Origin of the sequence: Nitrosomonas aestuarii, assembly GCF_003046585.1 — a bacterium.
Taxonomy (GTDB): Bacteria; Pseudomonadota; Gammaproteobacteria; order Burkholderiales; family Nitrosomonadaceae; genus Nitrosomonas; species Nitrosomonas aestuarii.
In genome coordinates, this window is sequence record NZ_QAAE01000013.1 from 29,643 (window position 1) to 48,071 (window position 18,429).

Sequence of the window (18,429 nt, forward strand, 5' to 3'; positions counted from 1 at the left end):
AAGATAGCAGTGAAAGTGTTACGCGCTGTTCACTCAGTCCAATTCAACATTTCAATTCGATTCGAGACGCCCATTTTGCTGTAGATGTTTCTAATATGGTTGCGGATGGTGTGATAGCTCAGGTTGATTTCTTCAGAGATAGCGCGGGCAGTGTTGCCCTTAAGGATGAGCGCGGCGATTTCCAATTCACGTTGAGTTAATCCAGCTTCAGTCAATTTACGAAGAATTTGCTTTTTATGGTTAGTAATTCTTGAGAACCGTAAAAAATATAAGAGTTTACTTTTGTTAACGTCTTTGCTTTCCTTGATTAGCTTTAATGTTATGTTGTATATGCGTCGGCCAATTTGCGACTGAAAATGATGCGATTCCACATTAACATTATGTAATACTTTAATATTTATTTGTGACAGTATTGTCGGCAAGTATATGCAATTTTTCTGCGTGATGATCTGATCAAAGGCCTGATTCTTATGTACTAAGGTTCCATCCAGACGGACAACTGCAAATGGTTCATTATAATCAGGCGTTTGTTTTATTATTTGCTGAAAATAACTACATTTTTCATTAGCCAGGATGGTTTTAATAGTCTGTAATAACACAGGACGCAATAGTTGCAATAATTTGAAATCTCGCGAATTATAGTGAAGGTGTTGAGGCTGCAGATTGCAAAAATAGAGACCGATTATTGATTCAGATCTACCTTTGCCAAATAAAGCTGCAATGGTGTAGTGCAGATTGTCTGGGTAGCAGGATTTAATTGTAGAACAATACTGGAAATTTGGGTCAGTACTCTGAAAAACATTTATGGGTATCTGGAGGTGGGTACTGTCTATGGCACTATATTTTAATATCTTTGTCTGCATGACAATTTTGAGAAAATTTTGCCAATTAAACTGACATAATAGTGAGAGATTAATACTATCCAACAACTCCAGCGAATTGTATGCTTCTTTCATCCGCACATAAAAGGCGCCGCTGCAATTTAAAAATGGAATAACTGTGATTTTTAAAAGCTGATTTAATTCTGCTCGTGTATTACAATTAACGAGTGTATTGTTAATCAGGGATAAGGCTTGATAATCTTTGTCATTGATTGATAGCATGTCGATCAAGAATCTCTGCTCATTTGCCAATCCAAAAGACGGGCAGGTTCAAAAATAATTAGCGTCGTCCACGGATAATCTATATATCACAGATCACTAAGTTTACAAATATTAGCGCAAATAACTCTATTTATTATCATGATATTATAATTCTTGATTGCCACTTGTCACTCAGATCACAGCGATTCCACTGTTGAGAATCAGATTCCCTGCCTGCTAAACGGCATCATGTTAGCTGACAATTCCGGTGCATCCGGCCCTAAAAGGTCTTTGGGCGTCTCGTTGAAATTTCCCGCAGATATAACCCTAGCAAGAATTCCTTTATGCCCTGGTGCGCTTGAAGTACGGCGGAATTTGAAATGGCATATTATTGTCAATCGGATGAGTCAGCTGATGTAGTCTGCTCAAACAACAAAGTCTTCGAAAAAGTCGGGTCGATTCACTCTGGCTAACACCATTTTAGCAACAGAGCCGCTGACAGTTTATAACCAGCACATTCATGTGCGATCAGCAGTGTTTTATTTCTCATTTGGTATTTTCCTTGAGCGGACAACTATAACAACTGGCCACTTAACTCAGAAAATTGCACTTATTATACGTATCCGAGATGTTAAGATGCTAAGTTTGCTCGTTTTACCGGAATTGAGAATGCCATGAGTTCATCCCCTATCACTGCTTTGTCGCCATTGGATGGCAGATATCAACAGAAAGTAGCAGCTCTGCAGCCTTTTTTTAGCGAGTTTGCGCTGATACGTTTTCGCGTTCAAGTAGAGGTTGCATGGCTAAAAGCGCTGAGTAATGAGTCGAGAGTTACCGAAATTCCTCCATTCTCAAATGAAACTGATGTCCGGCTGGATGGTCTTGTTGCAGGTTTTTCGGTCACTGATGCAGAAACCATCAAGTCCATTGAAGCTATCACCAACCATGATGTCAAAGCTGTCGAATACTGGTTAAAACAGACACTGGCTGATAATAGTGAAGTAACTGAAGCGACTGAATTTATTCATTTTGCGTGTACATCAGAGGATATCAACAATCTGTCGCATGGTCTGATGCTTAAAATGAGCCTTGATCAGGTCATGTTACCCGCACTGGACAAAATAATTGCTAAATTGGTCGAGCTGGCGCATCTGTTGGCCGATTTGCCGATGCTTTCGCGCACACATGGTCAGCCGGCAACACCTACGACGCTCGGCAAAGAAGTCGCTAATTTGACTTATCGCCTGCAACGCGGCAGAAAACAACTTGTAGGAGTAGCGATAATGGGTAAGATTAATGGTGCTGTAGGTAATTACAATGCACATTTGTCCGCATACCCGGAACTGGATTGGGAAAATTTTGCACAGTCTTTTGTTGAATTGCTCGGATTGACATTCAATCCCTACACCACACAGATAGAGCCGCATGACACAATTGCCGAACTCTTTGATGCATATGCACGTATTAACACTGTTTTGCTGGATTTGAACCGCGATATCTGGGGGTATATTTCATTAGGGTATTTCAAACAAAAAACGCAGTCAGGAGAGGTGGGCTCTTCAACAATGCCGCATAAGGTTAATCCGATTGATTTTGAAAACGCGGAAGGTAATTTGGGCATTGCCAATGCGCTATTACGGCATTTAAGTGAGAAATTGCCTGTTTCGCGCTGGCAGCGTGATTTAACGGATTCGACTGTATTGCGTAACATGGGCGTCGCGCTGGGACATACTTTGCTGGCCTTTGATTCCTGCCTCAAAGGGCTTAATAAACTGGAAGCGAATCCAGAGCAAATGTCACTTGATTTAAATAATGCCTGGGAGGTGCTGGCTGAACCGATCCAGACAGTCATGCGTCGTTATGGTGTGCCTAATCCATATGAACAATTAAAAACATTAACGCGCGGTAAAAGCAGCATCACTCAGGCAGTACTCCATCAGTTTATTCGTGGCCTGAGCATACCCGAAGCTGAAAAAAATAGATTGCTGGCAATGACACCGCAAAACTATATTGGTAAAGCCATTGAACTTGCGCGCAGAATTAAAATTTAGCTTGTAAATTTATATTTAAAAACAGCTAAATGTAATGTTTTACTTGGATTGGTTCATAAAATATTTTTCAAACTACTTGAAATTATAAGAACTGTCCCAATAACCCCCTGATGATCATTAGGAGGAACGATGCAAAATTCACAGAATCCGCAAGATACGCAACCCGGTGAACCTGAAGAACTGTTGAACAATACAAAAGATGATGCATCAGGGACAGTGGGTACAAATGCTGAGCAGTCAGGCGAGCAGACTGAAGTGGACCAGGAACCGCAGCAAGAATTCGAGCCTGATCTGCAACAATTATTGAAAGATGCCGAACTTAAGGCGGCCGAACATCATGACGCATGGGTACGCGCAAAAGCTGAGACTGAAAATATTCGTAAGCGTGCCCAAACAGATGTCACCAATGCACACAAATACGCTGTTGAAAATTTTTCTACTGAGCTTCTGACGGTTATGGATAGCCTAGAGGCCGCATTGGCAGTTGAAAATGCCAGCGTAGAGAATTTCAAGAACGGCATGGAGTTGACGCAGAAGCAGTTAACAACTGTTTTCGATAAATTTAATATTACAGTGATTGATCCAGCAGGTGAGAAATTTGACCCGCATCAACACCAGGCAATGTGCACCGTTGATTCGGAACTTGAACCCAATACTGTCGTACAGGTTATGCAAAAAGGCTACAAGTTGCATGACCGGGTTATTCGGCCAGCGCTTGTGATGGTTTCAAAAGCAAAAGAAGGCTGAATTCAAACTGGAAATTAGCTTGAAATTTGACAATATATCTCCACTTATCTGATTAATTCATAGACAGTATTTAATTTAAAAGGATCTAAACATGGCAAAAATTATCGGCATCGACTTGGGTACGACTAACTCTTGTGTGGCAGTTATGGAGAATGGCAAGTCCAAGGTGATTGAAAATTCGGAAGGTACGCGCACAACACCTTCGATTGTTGCCTACACAGAAGACAATGAGATTTTGGTAGGCGCGTCAGCTAAACGTCAGGCTGTGACCAATCCAAAAAATACATTATTTGCGGTAAAACGGCTTATCGGCCGCCGTTTTGATGAGGATATGGTACAAAAAGATATCAAAATGGTGCCTTATAAGATTATGAAGGCAGGCAACGGCGATGCTTGGGTCGAAGTACGGGATAAAAAAATTGCACCACCCGAGGTTTCTGCGCAGGTGCTCAAAAAAATGAAAAAAACTGCAGAAGACTATTTGGGTGAGCCAATCACCGAAGCAGTGATTACCGTTCCGGCCTATTTTAATGATTCCCAGCGCCAGGCAACGAAGGACGCAGGAAAAATAGCCGGTCTGGAAGTCAAGCGCATTATCAACGAGCCGACAGCTGCTGCATTGGCTTTTGGTATGGATAAGAAAGAAGGCGATCGTAAAATTGCTGTTTATGATCTGGGTGGTGGTACTTTTGATATTTCTATTATTGAAATTGCTGAAGTTGAAGGCGAACATCAATTTGAAGTGCTGGCAACCAATGGCGATACCTTTCTCGGTGGTGAGGATTTTGATTCACGCGTTATTGAATATCTGGTTGAAGAGTTCAAGAAAGAAAATGGTATTGATCTGAGACAGGACATGCTGGCGCTGCAGCGTCTGAAGGATGCCGCGGAAAAAACCAAAATTGAGCTTTCTTCCAGCCAGCAAACTGAAGTCAATTTGCCCTATATTACAGCGGATGCGAGTGGTCCGAAACATATGGCGATCAAAATTACACGCGCTAAACTCGAGAGTCTGGTCGAAGAATTAATAGAGCGCACGGTTGAACCATGCCGAATCGCGATGAAAGATGCAGGCGTGTCCGCTTCAGAGATAGACGATGTGATCCTGGTTGGCGGGCAAAGTCGTATGCCTAAAGTTCAGGCAAAAGTAAAGGATATCTTTGGCAAAGAACCGCGTAAAGACGTTAATCCTGATGAAGCGGTTGCGGTGGGTGCTGCCATCCAAGGCGGTGTGCTGCAAGGTGATGTCAAGGATGTGCTGCTGCTCGATGTCACGCCATTGTCACTGGGTATCGAAACACTGGGTGGGGTCATGACTAAACTGATTCCAAAAAATACGACTATTCCGACCAAGGCGCAACAAGTTTTTTCTACAGCCGAGGAAAATCAGACTGCTGTGACCATTCATGTTTTGCAAGGTGAGCGCGAAATGGCCTCCGGTAATAAGAGTCTCGGACAATTCAATTTAACTGATATTCCACCGGCGCCACGTGGAATGCCGCAAATAGAGGTGGCATTTGATATTGACGCCAATGGTATTTTGCATGTTTCGGCAAAAGATAAGGCAACAGGTAAGGAAAGCAAGATAAAAATCCAGGCCAGTTCAGGGTTGTCGGATGAAGAAGTCGAACGCATGGTAAAAGATGCGGAAGCGCATGCGGAAGAGGACCACAAAATCCTGGAACTGGTTTCCAGCCGTAACCAGTGCGATGCAATTATTCATTCTGTGAAAAAATCGCTGAATGAACATGGCGATCAATTGGATGAAGAAGAGAAATCCAAAATCGAGACGGCTTTGAAAGATGCTGAAGAAGCGTTGAAATCAGACAACAAGGAAGAGATTGATGCAAAAACGCAAGCGTTGACTGAAGCTTCGCATAAACTGGCTGAAAAGATGTATCAAAATCAGGATCAGCAATCACAGCAGGCCCAGCCTGGTGCTGGCGCATCTTCCCCAAAAGATAACGAGAAATCTGTGGAAGGCGAAGTGGTAGATGCCGAATTCGAAGAAGTTAAAGATAAAAAATAAATACTGTTAAATCTGCCAGACGCAGAGCACGAAAAAAGAGTGTTATCTCTTTTTTCGTGCTCTGCGTTTTGGTATTTTCTCTCAATATTAACGAACTCAGAGAAATGTTAATAACAGATTTCATATATGTTTGCAGGAATTAAAAATGGCTAAGCGCGATTATTATGAAATACTCGGCCTCAATCGTGATGCCGATGACAGTACAATTAAAAAAGCCTATCGTAAGTTGGCGATGAAGCATCACCCCGATCGGAATTCGGGTAATTCTCAATCAGAAGAATTGTTCAAGGAAGCTAAGGAAGCTTACGAAGTATTATCCGATCCTAATAAACGTGCTGCCTATGATCAATTCGGTCATGCCGGTGTGGATGCGAGTGCAGCAGGCGCTGGAGCGGGTGGCGCCCAGGGATTTGCCGATGCGTTTGGTGATATTTTTGGTGATATTTTTGGCGGGCGTGGTGGCCGATCGAATGTGCACAGAGGCTCGGACCTGCGTTACAGTCTGGAGATTTCACTGGAACAGGCCGCTCATGGAACCGAGACAAAAATTCGTATCCCTACGATGGATCAATGTGATACCTGCCATGGTGATGGCAGTAAACCGGGTAGCAAGCCTCAAACCTGTCCAACCTGTCATGGTCATGGTCAGGTCAGAATGCAGCAGGGTTTTTTCTCGATTCAACAAACCTGCCCGAAATGTCATGGCAATGGCAAGGTTATTACCGATCCATGTGGCACATGTCATGGCGCGGGACGTGTGAAACGACATAAAACACTGAATGTAAAAATTCCCATGGGTGTTGATGATGGCGATCGCATCCGCATTGCCGGAGAAGGAGAGGCAGGGACGAGCGGCGGTCCGCCGGGAGATCTTTATGTTGTGATCCATTTGGCGTCACATTCTGTTTTTCATCGCGATGGCGATCATTTGCATTGTGAAATACCGATCAGTTTTACCACTGCGGCATTGGGTGGTGAGATCGAAGTGCCGACCCTGGAAGGGCACGCTAAAATCAAAGTGCCGTCAGAAACGCAGACAGGTAAAATTTTCCGTTTGCGCGGCAAGGGCATAAAAGGTGTCCGCAGTAATAGCAAGGGTGATTTGCTGTGCCATGTGATTGTAGAGACTCCCGTAAAATTGACCGCACGCCAGACAGAATTACTTGAAGAACTTGAAGTTATCAGCCAGAAAGATGGCTCCCGCCACAGTCCCCGTGCAAAATCATGGATGGATAAGGCGCGTGAGTTCTTTTCAGAATAGAAGCATGCTTGAAAATAGTGTCTGGCAGACTCGTTGCAAAACTATCTGTGTTGCCGATGCGGTGTTAGACTAGACTCAAAATGCTCATTTATTATGAACATAAGCTTTGTCTCTTAGTCTATTATGCCTTGTGTCATTTGTCTCGAGAACGTTTTTTAGTTGCCGTTAAATTGCCGCCGGAGTTCTGTTGAATTTCGTGCGGTATGGGCATTCCGGTTTCTAATATGATTGTTAAAGCTGTTGCAGCTTAAAACTTGATCTGACAAGCTTTGGAAATTCATTTCCATTCAATCTGATCCTGGTCTCATTGCTGTATTGGCATGACTTATTGGTCTGGCAGGGCCGGTGTTTGTTATGGATCAACGATCAATCAGGCATCATAACGGACGATGCCCTCAAATAACTGATCGACAATGATGTTACGCAGTGTTATTCATACGGGAGAAGGCAATGTCACGATTACGCAGCCTGCTGAGCCATAGCATTCTGATCTCATTAGGCATCGTTAGCCCGCTGTGTCATAGTGTGATGCCGGGTGATGACACTGAGCAGACTGTCGGCAAAGTCTTTGCCGGTGTTGTGCACACGGGTGCTGGCGACGTGCGTATTGGGCTTACCCTGCAACAATACGAAGCAGGACTGAAACGCCGGGAAAAAGAAGTGGAAATACGCTATATCAAAGCGCATGTGAATGATCAACGACACCTAGAAGCTCAGTTGTATGCCATCCAAAGCCAATTGCAGGACACCAGACAAAGCTACCAGGCGCACATCGATGATTTAAGAAAGCGCATTGCGCAGTTGGAGTCAATCCGGGCGCAGGTATCTGATGAATTACTGAATCAAGCCCAGCAAGCATTGGCCGGCGGCGACACCCAGCAGGTCGAGCGATTATTACACCAAATGGAATCTCAATCAGCAGGCGTTAATAACGTTACAGCCGCAGCAAACTATCAGCGGTGTCAGATCGCCAGGGATGAGATACGTTATCGCCAGGCATTCACGTTGTGTCAGCGGGCCGTGCAATTAGTACCTGACAGGATTGATTACCTGTCAGACCTGGCGGATCTGGCGTATACGCTGGGCGAGTATGAAAAAACAATCACGTATTACGAGCAGGTGCTTGATAATTCTCTCAAAACATATGGGGAAGATCATGCCGATGTGGCGATTAGCCGCAATAATTTGGGTACAGTCTGGGATGCCCTGGGTGAGTATCAAAAAGCCATTGGCTATTATGAGCAAGCACTAGCCAGTGACATTAAAACCTACGGGGAACATCATCCTGATGTGGCGGTTGACCGTAATAATCTGGGAATGGCCTGGTTTGCACTGGGTGAGTATAAAAAGGCCATTGTCTACTTGGAACAGGCGCTGACCAGCGACATTAAAACCTACGGAGAACATCATCTCCAAGTGGCGACTTACTACAATAATCTGGCTGGGGCCTGGCATGCGCTGGGTGACTATAAAAAATCCCATGACTACCTTGATCAGGCGTTAAAGATTTTTGAGAAAGTTTTAGGAGAAAACCACCCTAATACAAGTGGAGTCCGTGCAAATTACCAGCAATTGCAGTCAGATATTCAGGGCCTGGAAGATGAATCAGATGTATCAAAATAATGGAGAGCGTGGAAAATGGATAACCTTTCCACTGCCTGCTTACGACCCAACTCGGAAGTTGAGGTATGAATATGGCAACGTCCGCTCAGGGTTTGTTACCTGACTTATTGATGGCATCTGGTGAACTCAAGTTCAAGCCGTCTAAAACCCTAGGCTTCTTGTCTGAGAGCACTGCTTTGACGGGAGTTTCTGATATAAGTCTGTATATTCGTCGGTATTCCTTACAAACACCATACATTGGTGAAGGTGTTATTTTCACCTTGGAAGTGGAAGACGCAGATACCGCTTTCGCAGTAGCAAAATCTAAATCACTCAACATCGTACTTGAGTTGCGGTCCGAGGATTGGGGTCAACGCCACTGCTACATCCAAGACCCGAACGGGATTTATTTGGACATTGTTCAGTCTTTTGAACCGACCGAAGAATATCAGAGAGATTATGTCTCGGAATAGGAGCCTCATAGACCTCAGAAATATCGGCAAGAAAATTGCCGGTCGGTTGAATGAAGTCGGGATATTTTCAGAATACGATTTAAAGCGAGTTGGTTCTGTTGGCGCACATCGCATGATCAAGGAGAGGTATCCGAATGAGACATTACCGTTTTGTTACTACCTGTATTCATTTGAAGGGGCTGTGACTGACGAACATTGGGATGAAATCGGTGAGTACAAAAAACAGCAGATCAAGGCACAAATCAGCTAACAAGGCGATGCACCGGACGCCTTCGGCGCCGGTGATCTTTGACGTTATGTCGTGCGTGAAATGAGTTTGGAAGTGCTCAAATGAGAGAATGTGATATAGTATATGAGTGAGTTGTATGGCGGGTCTCAGTCGCCGTCTTCATTCTCATTCGCCAGTAGTGTTTTTAGCTCATATGCATCGACGTCGAATTCGGTGGTGTCCGAAACCGCAGCCAGAACTAGGGGCGCAATGCGCGACCACTCTTCTTTGATCTCGAAATCACTGAAATTGACCGCGGTCGCCTCGGCGTACATTTCATTCATCAGCCGCTTTGCCCGCGCTTCGAAGGTCTCGATGTCAGTATTGGCGCCGGGAGGGATGTTTTCCTCGATCCAGTTCGATGCCCACTTATTGAATCGCATGCTCATGATCGCCCACCTGTCTCCTGCATTGTAGTCTGGGCCGGTTTCCCGGGCCACTATAATCCAACCGATATTTCGGTCCAAGTAAATACAAGAATACTTCATAGTATTGAAGTATTCAATACTGTGGTGCAGTATTATTTTATGGATTGGAAAATCCAACCATACAAGAACCACTTACTATGATTGTAGCATCAATGTTGTTCGTTTTGTGTTTGCTAGGTATTTTAGTCAGGGTCAATTCGTTCTAGCCCCGCAAGCCAATAACAATGGGCATAACCAATATAATGCCGAACATTTTCAGGAAACATTGATATAAAGGAGCCTCAATAAAACCCGATTGAGATCAGTCCTTGCAGCTTAAAGAAATTGTCGTTCGCCTTGTTACTCGCCAAGAACACGCACACTACCACAAACTTATGCAGAACCATCATTACTTTGGGTCTGCCTTTCCAGTTGGCGAAACACTGCATTATGTTGCCATCTGACGTACGTAATGGGTTGCGCTACTTAGCTTTTCATCTGCGGCCTTAAAATGCGCTCCACGCGACGAATGGAGTGGCTGGCGCTATCGTCATCAATTTAATCGTTTAAATTTGGTCACCAATAACAGCCGGTTTTTGATTCTACCGCAATGGCACACTCCAAATGCGGCAACTCGTATTTTATCGCTGTGCCAGAGAAGGCTCCAAACCGATTGGATGCGACACCTCCATCACCCGCTGCTGTTACTCGAAACCTTCGTCGATCCACAACACTTTCATGGCACTATTTACAGAGCGGCCAACTGGATCATATTGGGTAGCACCAAAGGGTTTCGTCGCGCTAGCGCCCAAGGTTACCAACCCAACGCTTCGCCTAAATTGGTTTTTGTTTATGCGCTGCAACGCAATGCACAGCGCTTACTGTCTCAATCGTATTTAAACCCAGTCTATCAATGTGGAATACCAAAGCTCATGCTAACAGCGAGTCAAATGAGCGCACTACCCACTTTATTTAAATCCATCCATGATCCGCGTCGTACACAGGGTAGGCGCCATCGATTAGAAACGATATTGGCCATTGTCACGGGCGCTATTCTCTGTGGCCGGGTGGGTTATAAAGGTATTGCCGAATGGGCGCAATCACTCGGTCAGGATGCTCGCGCCCGCTTCCAGTGTTACTACAAACAGGAACGTTATCATGCACCCAGTGAATACATTATTCGCGATACGTTGATCAGAGTTGAGCCTGATGCGCTGGACCAGGCATTAAGATGGCATTAAGATACTGGAGCGAGCAATACAGTGCTGCCGATGAAAGTCTGGCGATAGATGGCAAAACCATGCGTAGTGCGATAGACAACGAGGGCAAGCAAGTTCACAGGATGAGCGCTATTGGTCACGAAACACTTAACTGTTACACCCAAAAAAGTCGGGAAGCTCTGCGCAAACGGCTGCACAGTTGCCAAACAAACCAATGAAAAATCAAAATAGCTACTCCGCTACTTGAGCCGCTTGATATTGATGGTGTCGTAATTACCGCAGACGCACTGCTTACGCAACGTCAATTAGCCCGTTATCTGGTAGAAAACAAGCAGGCGCACTATCATTTCACCGTCAAAGCCAATCAACCCAGGCTACATGAAGATCTGCAGTATTACTTTAAATATCTCGTCAGGCACCTGATGCCGCGATAAACAACTATGGGCACGGGCGTATAGAAACCCGTAAAATATGGGTGACCAGCAAACTCAATGACTATTTAGACTTCCCCTATGTCGAACAAGTATTTGCCATTGAACGTGAATCAATTGATAAGAAAACAAAAAAGGTCTCACGAGAGTTGGTATACGGTATTACCAGCCAAGCTGACTTTGATGCCTCTGCAGAAAAAATCTTGGAGATAAACCGGGAGCATTGGTGCATTGAAAATAGCTGCCATTACATTCTAGACTGGTGCTTTGATGAAGACAGGTGCCGAATTCGTACCGGGCATGGCCCTAAAAATATTACACGTCTGCGGCGTTTTGTTGTTGGAGTTATCAAAGCAACAAGTTTAAAAGGCGTCTCTGAGACAATGAGAAAGCTAACCATGAATATCCGTATGGTGTTCGACTATTTAATAATGACCAAAAATTCGGCAAAGCCGCGTTAGAACAAATTTGCCGCGCCCTAGACCCATATTGCTCTTGCTCATAAAGCCGGGTTGCACGCTCGACGAATCTTTCTATTGTCATTATTGCAATGGATAATCCTGTCCGGCTGAAATGATAGCCAAGAAAGCCGAAGCCCCTCTCGATACGTCCTATAAAAGTCTTATCCGGGTGCTTGGTTAAATCGAAAGACGCAAGCTGCCCGTTGACCTCTTTATGCGCTGTCGATGATAGGGTCGCTCGCGAGTGTGGAAATCATGGGCTAAGCAGAATCTAAATGGTGATTTTCAAGTGTACCCAACTTCCGCAGTTGGCCGAAAGCGACCCGAACATTAAGAAAGTGTAAAACAAACTTTTAATGTCAGTACTCACCGCGTTCGGAGTCAGTAATAGCGACCATAGTAGTCTGTTGAAGCACTCTGTTAACTGTCAAATGACCATAGATTTCTTGATGGCATCGCTAATGGCTTCGTAATGTACTTCTATCGGATTTAACTGCTTAAGTCTAGACAGCGAGAGGCTTTTGTGTGGCCCAATGGAGTCATTTAGTTTTTTGGTGGCGATGACGTAGAATTGCCATTGCTCTAAATTCAGCGGGTTGATTGTTGTCTGGTCTTTGTGTTTTAAGAGACAGAATACATATACATCAGATTGGCGGATTTTATCAGAAGAATACTCATTTGTAGCCGCCTCCCATCCATAAGTAGGACGAATGCTAAATTGGATGCTTGAATATTTGCTCTGCATCCAACTTTGGATATAGGCGGATGACTTAACCTCCACCTTTACTCCTTCTGTGGTGATTAGATCGTAGGAATCCCATTCTTGCCTGATGCCAGAAGGACAATAAATTTATTGGAAGATTTTGTCCTCTGGAGACGAATGGTTCTTCACCGGATTTTTTTACTTCTAATGCGATTAGTTTGTTCATTTTTATCGACAGCTAGCAAGTAATTATATAATTTCCGTATATCTTTCATATTTTGGCATTAAAAGCAACAAAGTGGTTTCGTTTGTCTGTGTATCATCCTAAATAACGCGATAGACAGAACTGAAGATCATGTCTGTACTGGCTGTCACATATTATTTGGTCAGATTGCTGGATATTTATTGAAAAAAATTGACTAACCGCTTTCGACTCAAAGGAGACTTTAAATCGAGACAAAAAGCAGTGGGCAATTATAGACGGGTAAAAGTATTTATGAAAAACAACCGCATCTATCACTACAAAATGAATCGCAAAAAGCGATCGACACTATTTATTCGGATGGGGCTGGCTTGCCTTGCCTATATTGCCGGGCTTTATGTGTATGAAATTTATTCTGGGCAAGTAGTATCGGAAAATTTCCGTGCAATCTATATTTATTCTTTTAGCTTTTGTAGCTTGGTGCTGTTTTATATAGCATGGTGGCATCTTAATAATCCAGCAATCTACGAGGCTGCCGTTACGCCGCAGAGGTTTATCGTAAGATATCCGGATTCTTCCCAATGGTCATTTGACGTCAGTATTTCTGACATTGAAAGATTTGAATATCGTGAATTACATTCACGTGCTGGCCGAGGAATAGCGGCGTGCGGAATAGTGATGAAAAGTGGTGAATTTCACGAAATAGTTATGAACTACGGTAATAGAGTTAACAAAATGCATGCCGCGATTAAGGGTATTAACCCAGATGTTACTTTTTTCAAAAAGATAAACAAGGGATCTTCATTCCAATCGTCTAAAAATTGAAATTAAAATAAATTTGATTGTCGGCTTCTGGCCCAGACTGTGTGAGAATCCTTTATTAAAAGTTTTGTGGTAAATGCAGCTTTTATTTGTTACGTTTTTGCTTGAAAAGTAGTAAATATAAACAGATATTCAAGATATTTCTAACAAGCCGTGGGAATTAATTTTATTTCGATCCGAGTTTTCGCACAGCCTGGGCCAAGAGCGGTCGCTTCAATGATGCAAATTGTCACTGCTTTCAATTATATTTTTGAATACTTCAGATTAACAACCTGTTAAATTGAAATTCTACAACTGAGCAACCATTTCCTTCCTGCCGCAATTTGGTGGTAAAAACATTCCCTGTTTCAATCAAGCTCGAAATTAAGTGCAGAAACCCTGAGATAAGCGGTACAATTTTAAATGAGGCTCGTAAATGAGATACTTGTTTGAACTACCTGAGGATTTGCGGATATTTCGAAATGCTGTGAATTAGTTAAAATTGAAATTATCGTTTATAAAAACGCCCGTGTCATCTCAGCATTACGCTATCAGAAATTGTTTTTTGTGTGATCGTTAAACAATTGTAACGTTTCATTTTAAAGGGGTGAGATTTATGGCAGCAAATGAATCAGCTACTAAAAAGCACTATCCTGAACGTATTGTCCCATTCACCGCTGGTGATGGCAGGGAGCTCAACTTGATCAATGTTCGAGGTGAAGTTGCGCCTAAAAAGGGACCGGTGATATTGGTGCATGGTGCCGGTGTGCGCGCCAATATTTTCAGAGCGCCTGTACAGGAGGATTTTGTTGATGCACTGGTCGCCGCTGGTTACGATGTCTGGCTTGAGAACTGGCGTGCTAGCATTGATTTTCCACCTAACTTCTGGACTTTGGATCAGGCCGCTGTTTATGATCATCCACAGGCTGTTAAAACCATCTTGAATGAAACTGGCGCGGATACCTTAAAGGCAGTCATTCATTGTCAGGGTTCAACCAGTTTTACCATGTCCGCCATGGCCGGGCTGGTGCCTGAAGTCACAACGATTGTCAGCAACGCGGTTTCTCTAAATCCCGTTGTTCCCAAGTGGTCCACCTTCAAGCTCAATTACCTGTTGCCTGTTGTTAAGATGCTTACCCGCTATCTCAACCCGCACTGGGGTGTCGAGGCGCCAAATTTCAGTGCCAAATTGATTACATTACTGGTTAATTTGACGCATCATGAATGTAATAACGCCGTATGCAAGCAGGTCAGTTTTACTTATGGTTCCGGTTTCCCTGCGCTCTGGAGCCATGAAAATCTGAACGAAGAAACGCACGAATGGTTAAAGGAAGAATTTGCTGAGGTGCCGCTCCGGTTTTTTGACCAGATTTTGAGTTGTATCAAGCGTGGTAATCTGATTTCAGTCGAGGGATTTACTGAATTACCTGCAGATTTTGCCAAAGAGGGTTCCAAAACCAATGCCCGTTTTGCTTTTTTTGCCGGACAGAATAACTTGTGCTTTTTGCCGGTGAGCCAGGAAAAGGCGCATGCCTACTTTTCGAATATCCGGAAAGATTATCATACGCTGCATTTGCTGCCGAATTATGGCCATTTGGATGTCTTTATGGGTAAGCATGCAGCTCAGGATACTTATCCACTCATGATTGCTGAACTGGATCAATAGAGATGAATTCATTTTTTTGATAAAAGGGGGTTGTTATGTTTATGATACCCAGGCGCATCAAGCAATATACCGGGAAATACGCACTCGTAGACGGCATTCCGTTTAAGCTGCCGGTGACTGCTGTTAATTCACCTGCACTCATGGCTGTTTTTCCCATTAATGCTGAAAAAGCCAAAGCGTTTCTACCCAAAAGCGTGCAACCATTCCGTTTATGGGAAAACGGTTTGCTGGTGGTCACCGTTATCGATTACCGGGAAACGCCCATTGGAAAATACATTGAGTACAGTATCGGAATTGCCTGTACACATGGTACAAAACCGGCTCCAAGGCTACTGCCCGGTTTATTTACAAATCTTTTCAAGACAGGGCAGTATGTGATCGACTTGCCTGTTTCTTCCGAAATATCCGTAAAAGGCGGCAAAGGCATTTGGGGCATGCCCAAACATCAGGGGCAGCTTGATTTTAAAATTACCGATGATCTGGTTAGCAGTCAGTACGATCTGGACGGACAGCTGGTTACTTATGTTGAAATCAAAAAACCGAAATTAAATTTCATTCCGCTTAAGATTCGTGCGTCCAATTACTGTTCATTTCGCGGTATGCTGATGAAATCAGATATTCTGCTTAACAATAAATTTGGCGTGCGTTTGTTTGGAAAAGACAAAGCGCGCTTTGTCATTGGTGATCATCCACGATTACAAGTTATGAAAGACCTGGAAATCGGTGAAGCCATTGCCGCGATTTATCTGCCGAGTATTCATGGCATACTGGACGATCATATTGAAAGCTGGTTTCTCGATTATGATCAGTTGCCTGAGAAAACACCCGAAGGCATGGAATCAGTGATTGATCTGGGTTTGAGCGAGGAATGGCTTCCGTCGCCCAATGCGCCCGTTCCACCGAAATGATGCTCTTCATTGGGCTAAGCCGCGTAGTGTGTAACCATCTATTTTATAAAGGCTAAACATGTCTGGTTCTGTACATATTCCACAAGGTGCGGCGGTCGGTGAACAGACAGCGTCCGGTATGAAACGTGCTTTGATTCTGCCTGGTGGTGGTTTGCGTTTATCGTATGCTGCCGGTGTCATGGATGAAATTTTTTCACATGATCTGAGGTTTCATTTGATGGACGGTACCTCCGGCGGATCGCTCAATCTGGCCATGTTGCTCTCTGGTTTGAAAACGGATGAAATGTGTGATAGATGGTGCAGCCTGAATATGATTGACACTGTTTCGTTTGGAGCAATGAAAGAACATATCAGTGATCCTTTCTTTGTGGCGGCAGGAAGCGCGGAAGCATTCAGGAATAAAGTTTTTCCACGTTTAGGCATCAATGTTAACAATATCAGGGCTGCCGACGGTATACAGGCCACATTTAATGTGTGTAATTTCAGCACCAAAACGAACGAGGTGATCAGGCATCAGGACATCACGGAGGATTTTCTGATTGCTGGTATTTCATTGCCGGGCACCTTGCCGCCAGTCGAAATCAATGGCGTCAATTACCTTGATTCCGGTTTCATACAGGATGCCAATCTTCTGGATGCCGTCAAATCGGGCGCCAATGAATTGTGGCTGATCTGGATCATGGGTAATATTCCGCAATACCGCAGCGGCCTGCTCAACTTTTACGTGCAAATGCTGGAAATGAGCGCTAACGGTGCGTTAGGCAAGGAGATACTGCAAATTGCAGAAATCAACCAGCGTATCCAGAATGGCGAGGCAGTATACGGGCACCACCAGCCGATCAAATTGCATCTGATCAAGCCTGAGCATCCATTGCCATTGGATTCCGCTTTGTATACCGGGCAGATCACTCATGCCCGCCTCATTGAGATGGGAAGAAGCGATGCTAAAAATTACTTGGCATCCGTGCCGTTGCAGGGTGTTTCGCTTGATCCGAGTATATTGCAAATGACCCGGCAAAGTCCCGGCATATTTTTTAAGGAAACCATGTCCGGCGGTTTTTCTCTGGACGCGAACGATCCTGCAACTGGCAAAAAACAGGGCAATCGCGCCGGAACCGAATTGACTATTCGGGTCGAAGTAGTCATTGATGATATCGATCAATTTGTTGAGCAACCCGAACATCCGGGTCATTTGACTGGTAGTATCGATTTTGCGCCGCTCGGTATAGATATGGCAGCAGATCATGGTGTTTTTAATTTATTTACACCCGCAGATGCGCCTGATATGAAATACATGATTTATGAACTGGGATTCGAGCACAGCAACCAGCGCTACTACCTGGCAGGCAGGAAAGAGGTCCGGGATGATCCCATGTTTGATCTATGGGATGATACGACAACACTTTATACCCGTTTATATAAAGGACAGAACGCATCGGGAGAAATTATCGGAGCGGGCATTCTGACACTGGGTGTCAAGGAATTGCTGAGCCTCATTTCCAGTATGGATATTATCAATCCGCAGCTGGAAACAGACAAGTTGACGACACTCTCCAAATTCGGGCGTTTCTTTATCGGTGAACTTTGGGATACGTATGTGATGCGACTCAAGTAGCAGGGCATCATGTAGGCGACCCGCATAGGTTTGATTGCGTTGTGCTAACCAGTTCTCTGACTGAACTAAACATGTTGATAGTAACAGATGATATAGCAATCCACTTGTCGGAGATTGAAATACAGGCAATTCGTTCGCAAGGATCGGGTGGGCAAAATGTAAATAAAGTATCGACTGCAGTGCATTTGCGGTTCGATATAACAGCTTCGTCCCTACCGGAAGAATATAAAGAGAAATTATTGAATTTAAGAGACAGTCGAATCTCAAAAGACGGCGTTATCATCATAAAAGCGCAGCGCTATAACAGCCAAATCAAAAATAAAGAAGATGCACTGAATCGGCTAATTGTGATTATCAAGCGTGTTACTGTCGCGGTTAATTCTCGTAAACCTACAAAACCAACAAAAGCTTCAAAGATGAAACGCTTGGAAAATAAAGCGATTCAGAGTCAAAAAAAATCGTTACGCGGTAAGGTTAAGGAATCATCATAATTTGGTGAGTT

Annotated in this window: 18 protein-coding genes and 1 pseudogene; 16 read left to right on the top strand and 3 right to left on the bottom strand. The window is 44.0% G+C overall.

What is annotated here, in order from left to right; genetic code table 11:
- Nucleotides 1-29: 29 nt before the first annotated feature.
- A complete protein-coding gene (locus C8R11_RS11380) occupies nt 30-1,103 on the bottom strand; it encodes a response regulator transcription factor (protein WP_107795806.1) in 1,074 nt (357 codons plus the stop codon).
- Nucleotides 1,104-1,756: 653 nt separating this feature from the next.
- Between C8R11_RS11380 and purB the strand changes: the two genes are divergently transcribed.
- The 7 genes from purB (at nt 1,757) to C8R11_RS11415 (ending at nt 9,495) form a co-directional block, all read left to right on the top strand.
- Complete coding sequence (gene purB, locus C8R11_RS11385) at nt 1,757-3,133, top strand: adenylosuccinate lyase (protein WP_107795807.1); 1,377 nt, start codon at nt 1,757-1,759, stop codon at nt 3,131-3,133.
- Between the two features lie 129 nt (nt 3,134-3,262).
- Nucleotides 3,263-3,880 carry a nucleotide exchange factor GrpE gene (gene grpE, locus C8R11_RS11390; RefSeq protein ID WP_107795808.1) on the top strand — a complete coding sequence of 206 codons (618 nt, stop codon included), beginning with the start codon at nt 3,263-3,265 and terminating at the stop codon, nt 3,878-3,880.
- Between the two features lie 91 nt (nt 3,881-3,971).
- Nucleotides 3,972-5,909 carry a molecular chaperone DnaK gene (gene dnaK / locus C8R11_RS11395; protein WP_107795809.1) on the top strand — a complete coding sequence of 646 codons (1,938 nt, stop codon included), beginning with the start codon at nt 3,972-3,974 and terminating at the stop codon, nt 5,907-5,909.
- 145 nt (nt 5,910-6,054) lie between these two features.
- Nucleotides 6,055-7,170: a molecular chaperone DnaJ gene (dnaJ, locus tag C8R11_RS11400; protein WP_107795810.1), complete on the top strand. Its 1,116-nt coding sequence runs from the start codon at nt 6,055-6,057 to the stop codon at nt 7,168-7,170.
- 450 nt (nt 7,171-7,620) lie between these two features.
- Nucleotides 7,621-8,793, top strand: coding sequence for a tetratricopeptide repeat protein (locus C8R11_RS11405; RefSeq protein ID WP_107795811.1), 1,173 nt, complete (start codon nt 7,621-7,623; stop codon nt 8,791-8,793).
- A gap of 65 nt (nt 8,794-8,858) precedes the next feature.
- The gene (locus C8R11_RS11410; protein ID WP_107795812.1) at nt 8,859-9,245 is read left to right on the top strand and encodes a VOC family protein; all 387 of its coding nucleotides are present in this window, start codon (nt 8,859-8,861) and stop codon (nt 9,243-9,245) included.
- Nucleotides 9,232-9,495 carry a TfoX/Sxy family protein gene (locus C8R11_RS11415; protein WP_107795813.1) on the top strand — a complete coding sequence of 88 codons (264 nt, stop codon included), beginning with the start codon at nt 9,232-9,234 and terminating at the stop codon, nt 9,493-9,495. The genes C8R11_RS11410 and C8R11_RS11415 overlap by 14 nt, the downstream gene beginning before the upstream one ends.
- Nucleotides 9,496-9,620: 125 nt before the next feature.
- Here C8R11_RS11415 and C8R11_RS11420 read toward each other — a convergent pair whose 3' ends face one another.
- Nucleotides 9,621-9,902: a DUF768 domain-containing protein gene (locus tag C8R11_RS11420; protein WP_107795838.1), complete on the bottom strand. Its 282-nt coding sequence runs from the start codon at nt 9,900-9,902 to the stop codon at nt 9,621-9,623.
- Between the two features lie 509 nt (nt 9,903-10,411).
- On the opposite strand from C8R11_RS11420, the pseudogene C8R11_RS16760 reads away from it, so the two are divergent.
- From C8R11_RS16760 to C8R11_RS11430, 4 genes and pseudogenes are all read left to right on the top strand, one after another.
- Nucleotides 10,412-10,702, top strand: a pseudogene (locus C8R11_RS16760) (Druantia anti-phage system protein DruA); the annotation flags it as partial.
- Between the two features lie 168 nt (nt 10,703-10,870).
- On the top strand, nt 10,871-11,161 hold the full coding sequence (locus C8R11_RS16765) for a transposase family protein (protein ID WP_244907650.1): 291 nt from the start codon (nt 10,871-10,873) through the stop codon (nt 11,159-11,161).
- A complete protein-coding gene (locus C8R11_RS16500; RefSeq protein ID WP_219908594.1) occupies nt 11,152-11,358 on the top strand; it encodes a hypothetical protein in 207 nt (68 codons plus the stop codon). The genes C8R11_RS16765 and C8R11_RS16500 overlap by 10 nt, the downstream gene beginning before the upstream one ends.
- A gap of 212 nt (nt 11,359-11,570) precedes the next feature.
- Nucleotides 11,571-12,032 carry an ISAs1 family transposase gene (locus C8R11_RS11430; RefSeq protein ID WP_280523900.1) on the top strand — a complete coding sequence of 154 codons (462 nt, stop codon included), beginning with the start codon at nt 11,571-11,573 and terminating at the stop codon, nt 12,030-12,032.
- A 427-nt stretch (nt 12,033-12,459) separates the two neighbouring features.
- Here the strand turns inward: C8R11_RS11430 and C8R11_RS11435 are convergent, their stop codons facing one another.
- Complete coding sequence (locus C8R11_RS11435) at nt 12,460-12,813, bottom strand: hypothetical protein (RefSeq protein ID WP_107795815.1); 354 nt, start codon at nt 12,811-12,813, stop codon at nt 12,460-12,462.
- A gap of 418 nt (nt 12,814-13,231) precedes the next feature.
- On the opposite strand from C8R11_RS11435, the gene C8R11_RS11440 reads away from it, so the two are divergent.
- The 5 genes from C8R11_RS11440 (at nt 13,232) to arfB (ending at nt 18,418) form a co-directional block, all read left to right on the top strand.
- Nucleotides 13,232-13,762, top strand: a complete 531-nt coding sequence (locus C8R11_RS11440) for a hypothetical protein (protein ID WP_107795816.1) — start codon at nt 13,232-13,234, stop codon at nt 13,760-13,762.
- A gap of 592 nt (nt 13,763-14,354) precedes the next feature.
- The gene (locus C8R11_RS11445; protein ID WP_107795817.1) at nt 14,355-15,404 is read left to right on the top strand and encodes an esterase/lipase family protein; all 1,050 of its coding nucleotides are present in this window, start codon (nt 14,355-14,357) and stop codon (nt 15,402-15,404) included.
- 35 nt (nt 15,405-15,439) lie between these two features.
- Complete coding sequence (locus C8R11_RS11450) at nt 15,440-16,312, top strand: acetoacetate decarboxylase family protein (protein WP_107795818.1); 873 nt, start codon at nt 15,440-15,442, stop codon at nt 16,310-16,312.
- Between the two features lie 58 nt (nt 16,313-16,370).
- Nucleotides 16,371-17,927: a patatin-like phospholipase family protein gene (locus tag C8R11_RS11455; protein WP_107795819.1), complete on the top strand. Its 1,557-nt coding sequence runs from the start codon at nt 16,371-16,373 to the stop codon at nt 17,925-17,927.
- Between the two features lie 71 nt (nt 17,928-17,998).
- The gene (arfB, locus tag C8R11_RS11460; RefSeq protein ID WP_107795820.1) at nt 17,999-18,418 is read left to right on the top strand and encodes an alternative ribosome rescue aminoacyl-tRNA hydrolase ArfB; all 420 of its coding nucleotides are present in this window, start codon (nt 17,999-18,001) and stop codon (nt 18,416-18,418) included.
- Nucleotides 18,419-18,429 lie beyond the last annotated feature (11 nt).

Excerpts from the sequence above, each read along its gene's own strand:
- C8R11_RS11380 (WP_107795806.1), bottom strand. The coding sequence starts at position 1,103 with ATGCTATCAATCAATGACAAAGATTATCAAGCCTTATCCCTGATTAAC.
- purB (WP_107795807.1), top strand. The coding sequence starts at position 1,757 with ATGAGTTCATCCCCTATCACTGCTTTGTCGCCATTGGATGGCAGATAT.
- grpE (WP_107795808.1), top strand. The coding sequence starts at position 3,263 with ATGCAAAATTCACAGAATCCGCAAGATACGCAACCCGGTGAACCTGAA.
- dnaK (WP_107795809.1), top strand. The coding sequence starts at position 3,972 with ATGGCAAAAATTATCGGCATCGACTTGGGTACGACTAACTCTTGTGTG.
- dnaJ (WP_107795810.1), top strand. The coding sequence starts at position 6,055 with ATGGCTAAGCGCGATTATTATGAAATACTCGGCCTCAATCGTGATGCC.
- C8R11_RS11405 (WP_107795811.1), top strand. The coding sequence starts at position 7,621 with ATGTCACGATTACGCAGCCTGCTGAGCCATAGCATTCTGATCTCATTA.
- C8R11_RS11410 (WP_107795812.1), top strand. The coding sequence starts at position 8,859 with ATGAATATGGCAACGTCCGCTCAGGGTTTGTTACCTGACTTATTGATG.
- C8R11_RS11415 (WP_107795813.1), top strand. The coding sequence starts at position 9,232 with ATGTCTCGGAATAGGAGCCTCATAGACCTCAGAAATATCGGCAAGAAA.
- C8R11_RS11420 (WP_107795838.1), bottom strand. The coding sequence starts at position 9,902 with ATGAGCATGCGATTCAATAAGTGGGCATCGAACTGGATCGAGGAAAAC.
- C8R11_RS16765 (WP_244907650.1), top strand. The coding sequence starts at position 10,871 with ATGAGCGCACTACCCACTTTATTTAAATCCATCCATGATCCGCGTCGT.
- C8R11_RS16500 (WP_219908594.1), top strand. The coding sequence starts at position 11,152 with ATGGCATTAAGATACTGGAGCGAGCAATACAGTGCTGCCGATGAAAGT.
- C8R11_RS11440 (WP_107795816.1), top strand. The coding sequence starts at position 13,232 with ATGAAAAACAACCGCATCTATCACTACAAAATGAATCGCAAAAAGCGA.
- C8R11_RS11445 (WP_107795817.1), top strand. The coding sequence starts at position 14,355 with ATGGCAGCAAATGAATCAGCTACTAAAAAGCACTATCCTGAACGTATT.
- C8R11_RS11450 (WP_107795818.1), top strand. The coding sequence starts at position 15,440 with ATGTTTATGATACCCAGGCGCATCAAGCAATATACCGGGAAATACGCA.
- C8R11_RS11455 (WP_107795819.1), top strand. The coding sequence starts at position 16,371 with ATGTCTGGTTCTGTACATATTCCACAAGGTGCGGCGGTCGGTGAACAG.
- arfB (WP_107795820.1), top strand. The coding sequence starts at position 17,999 with ATGTTGATAGTAACAGATGATATAGCAATCCACTTGTCGGAGATTGAA.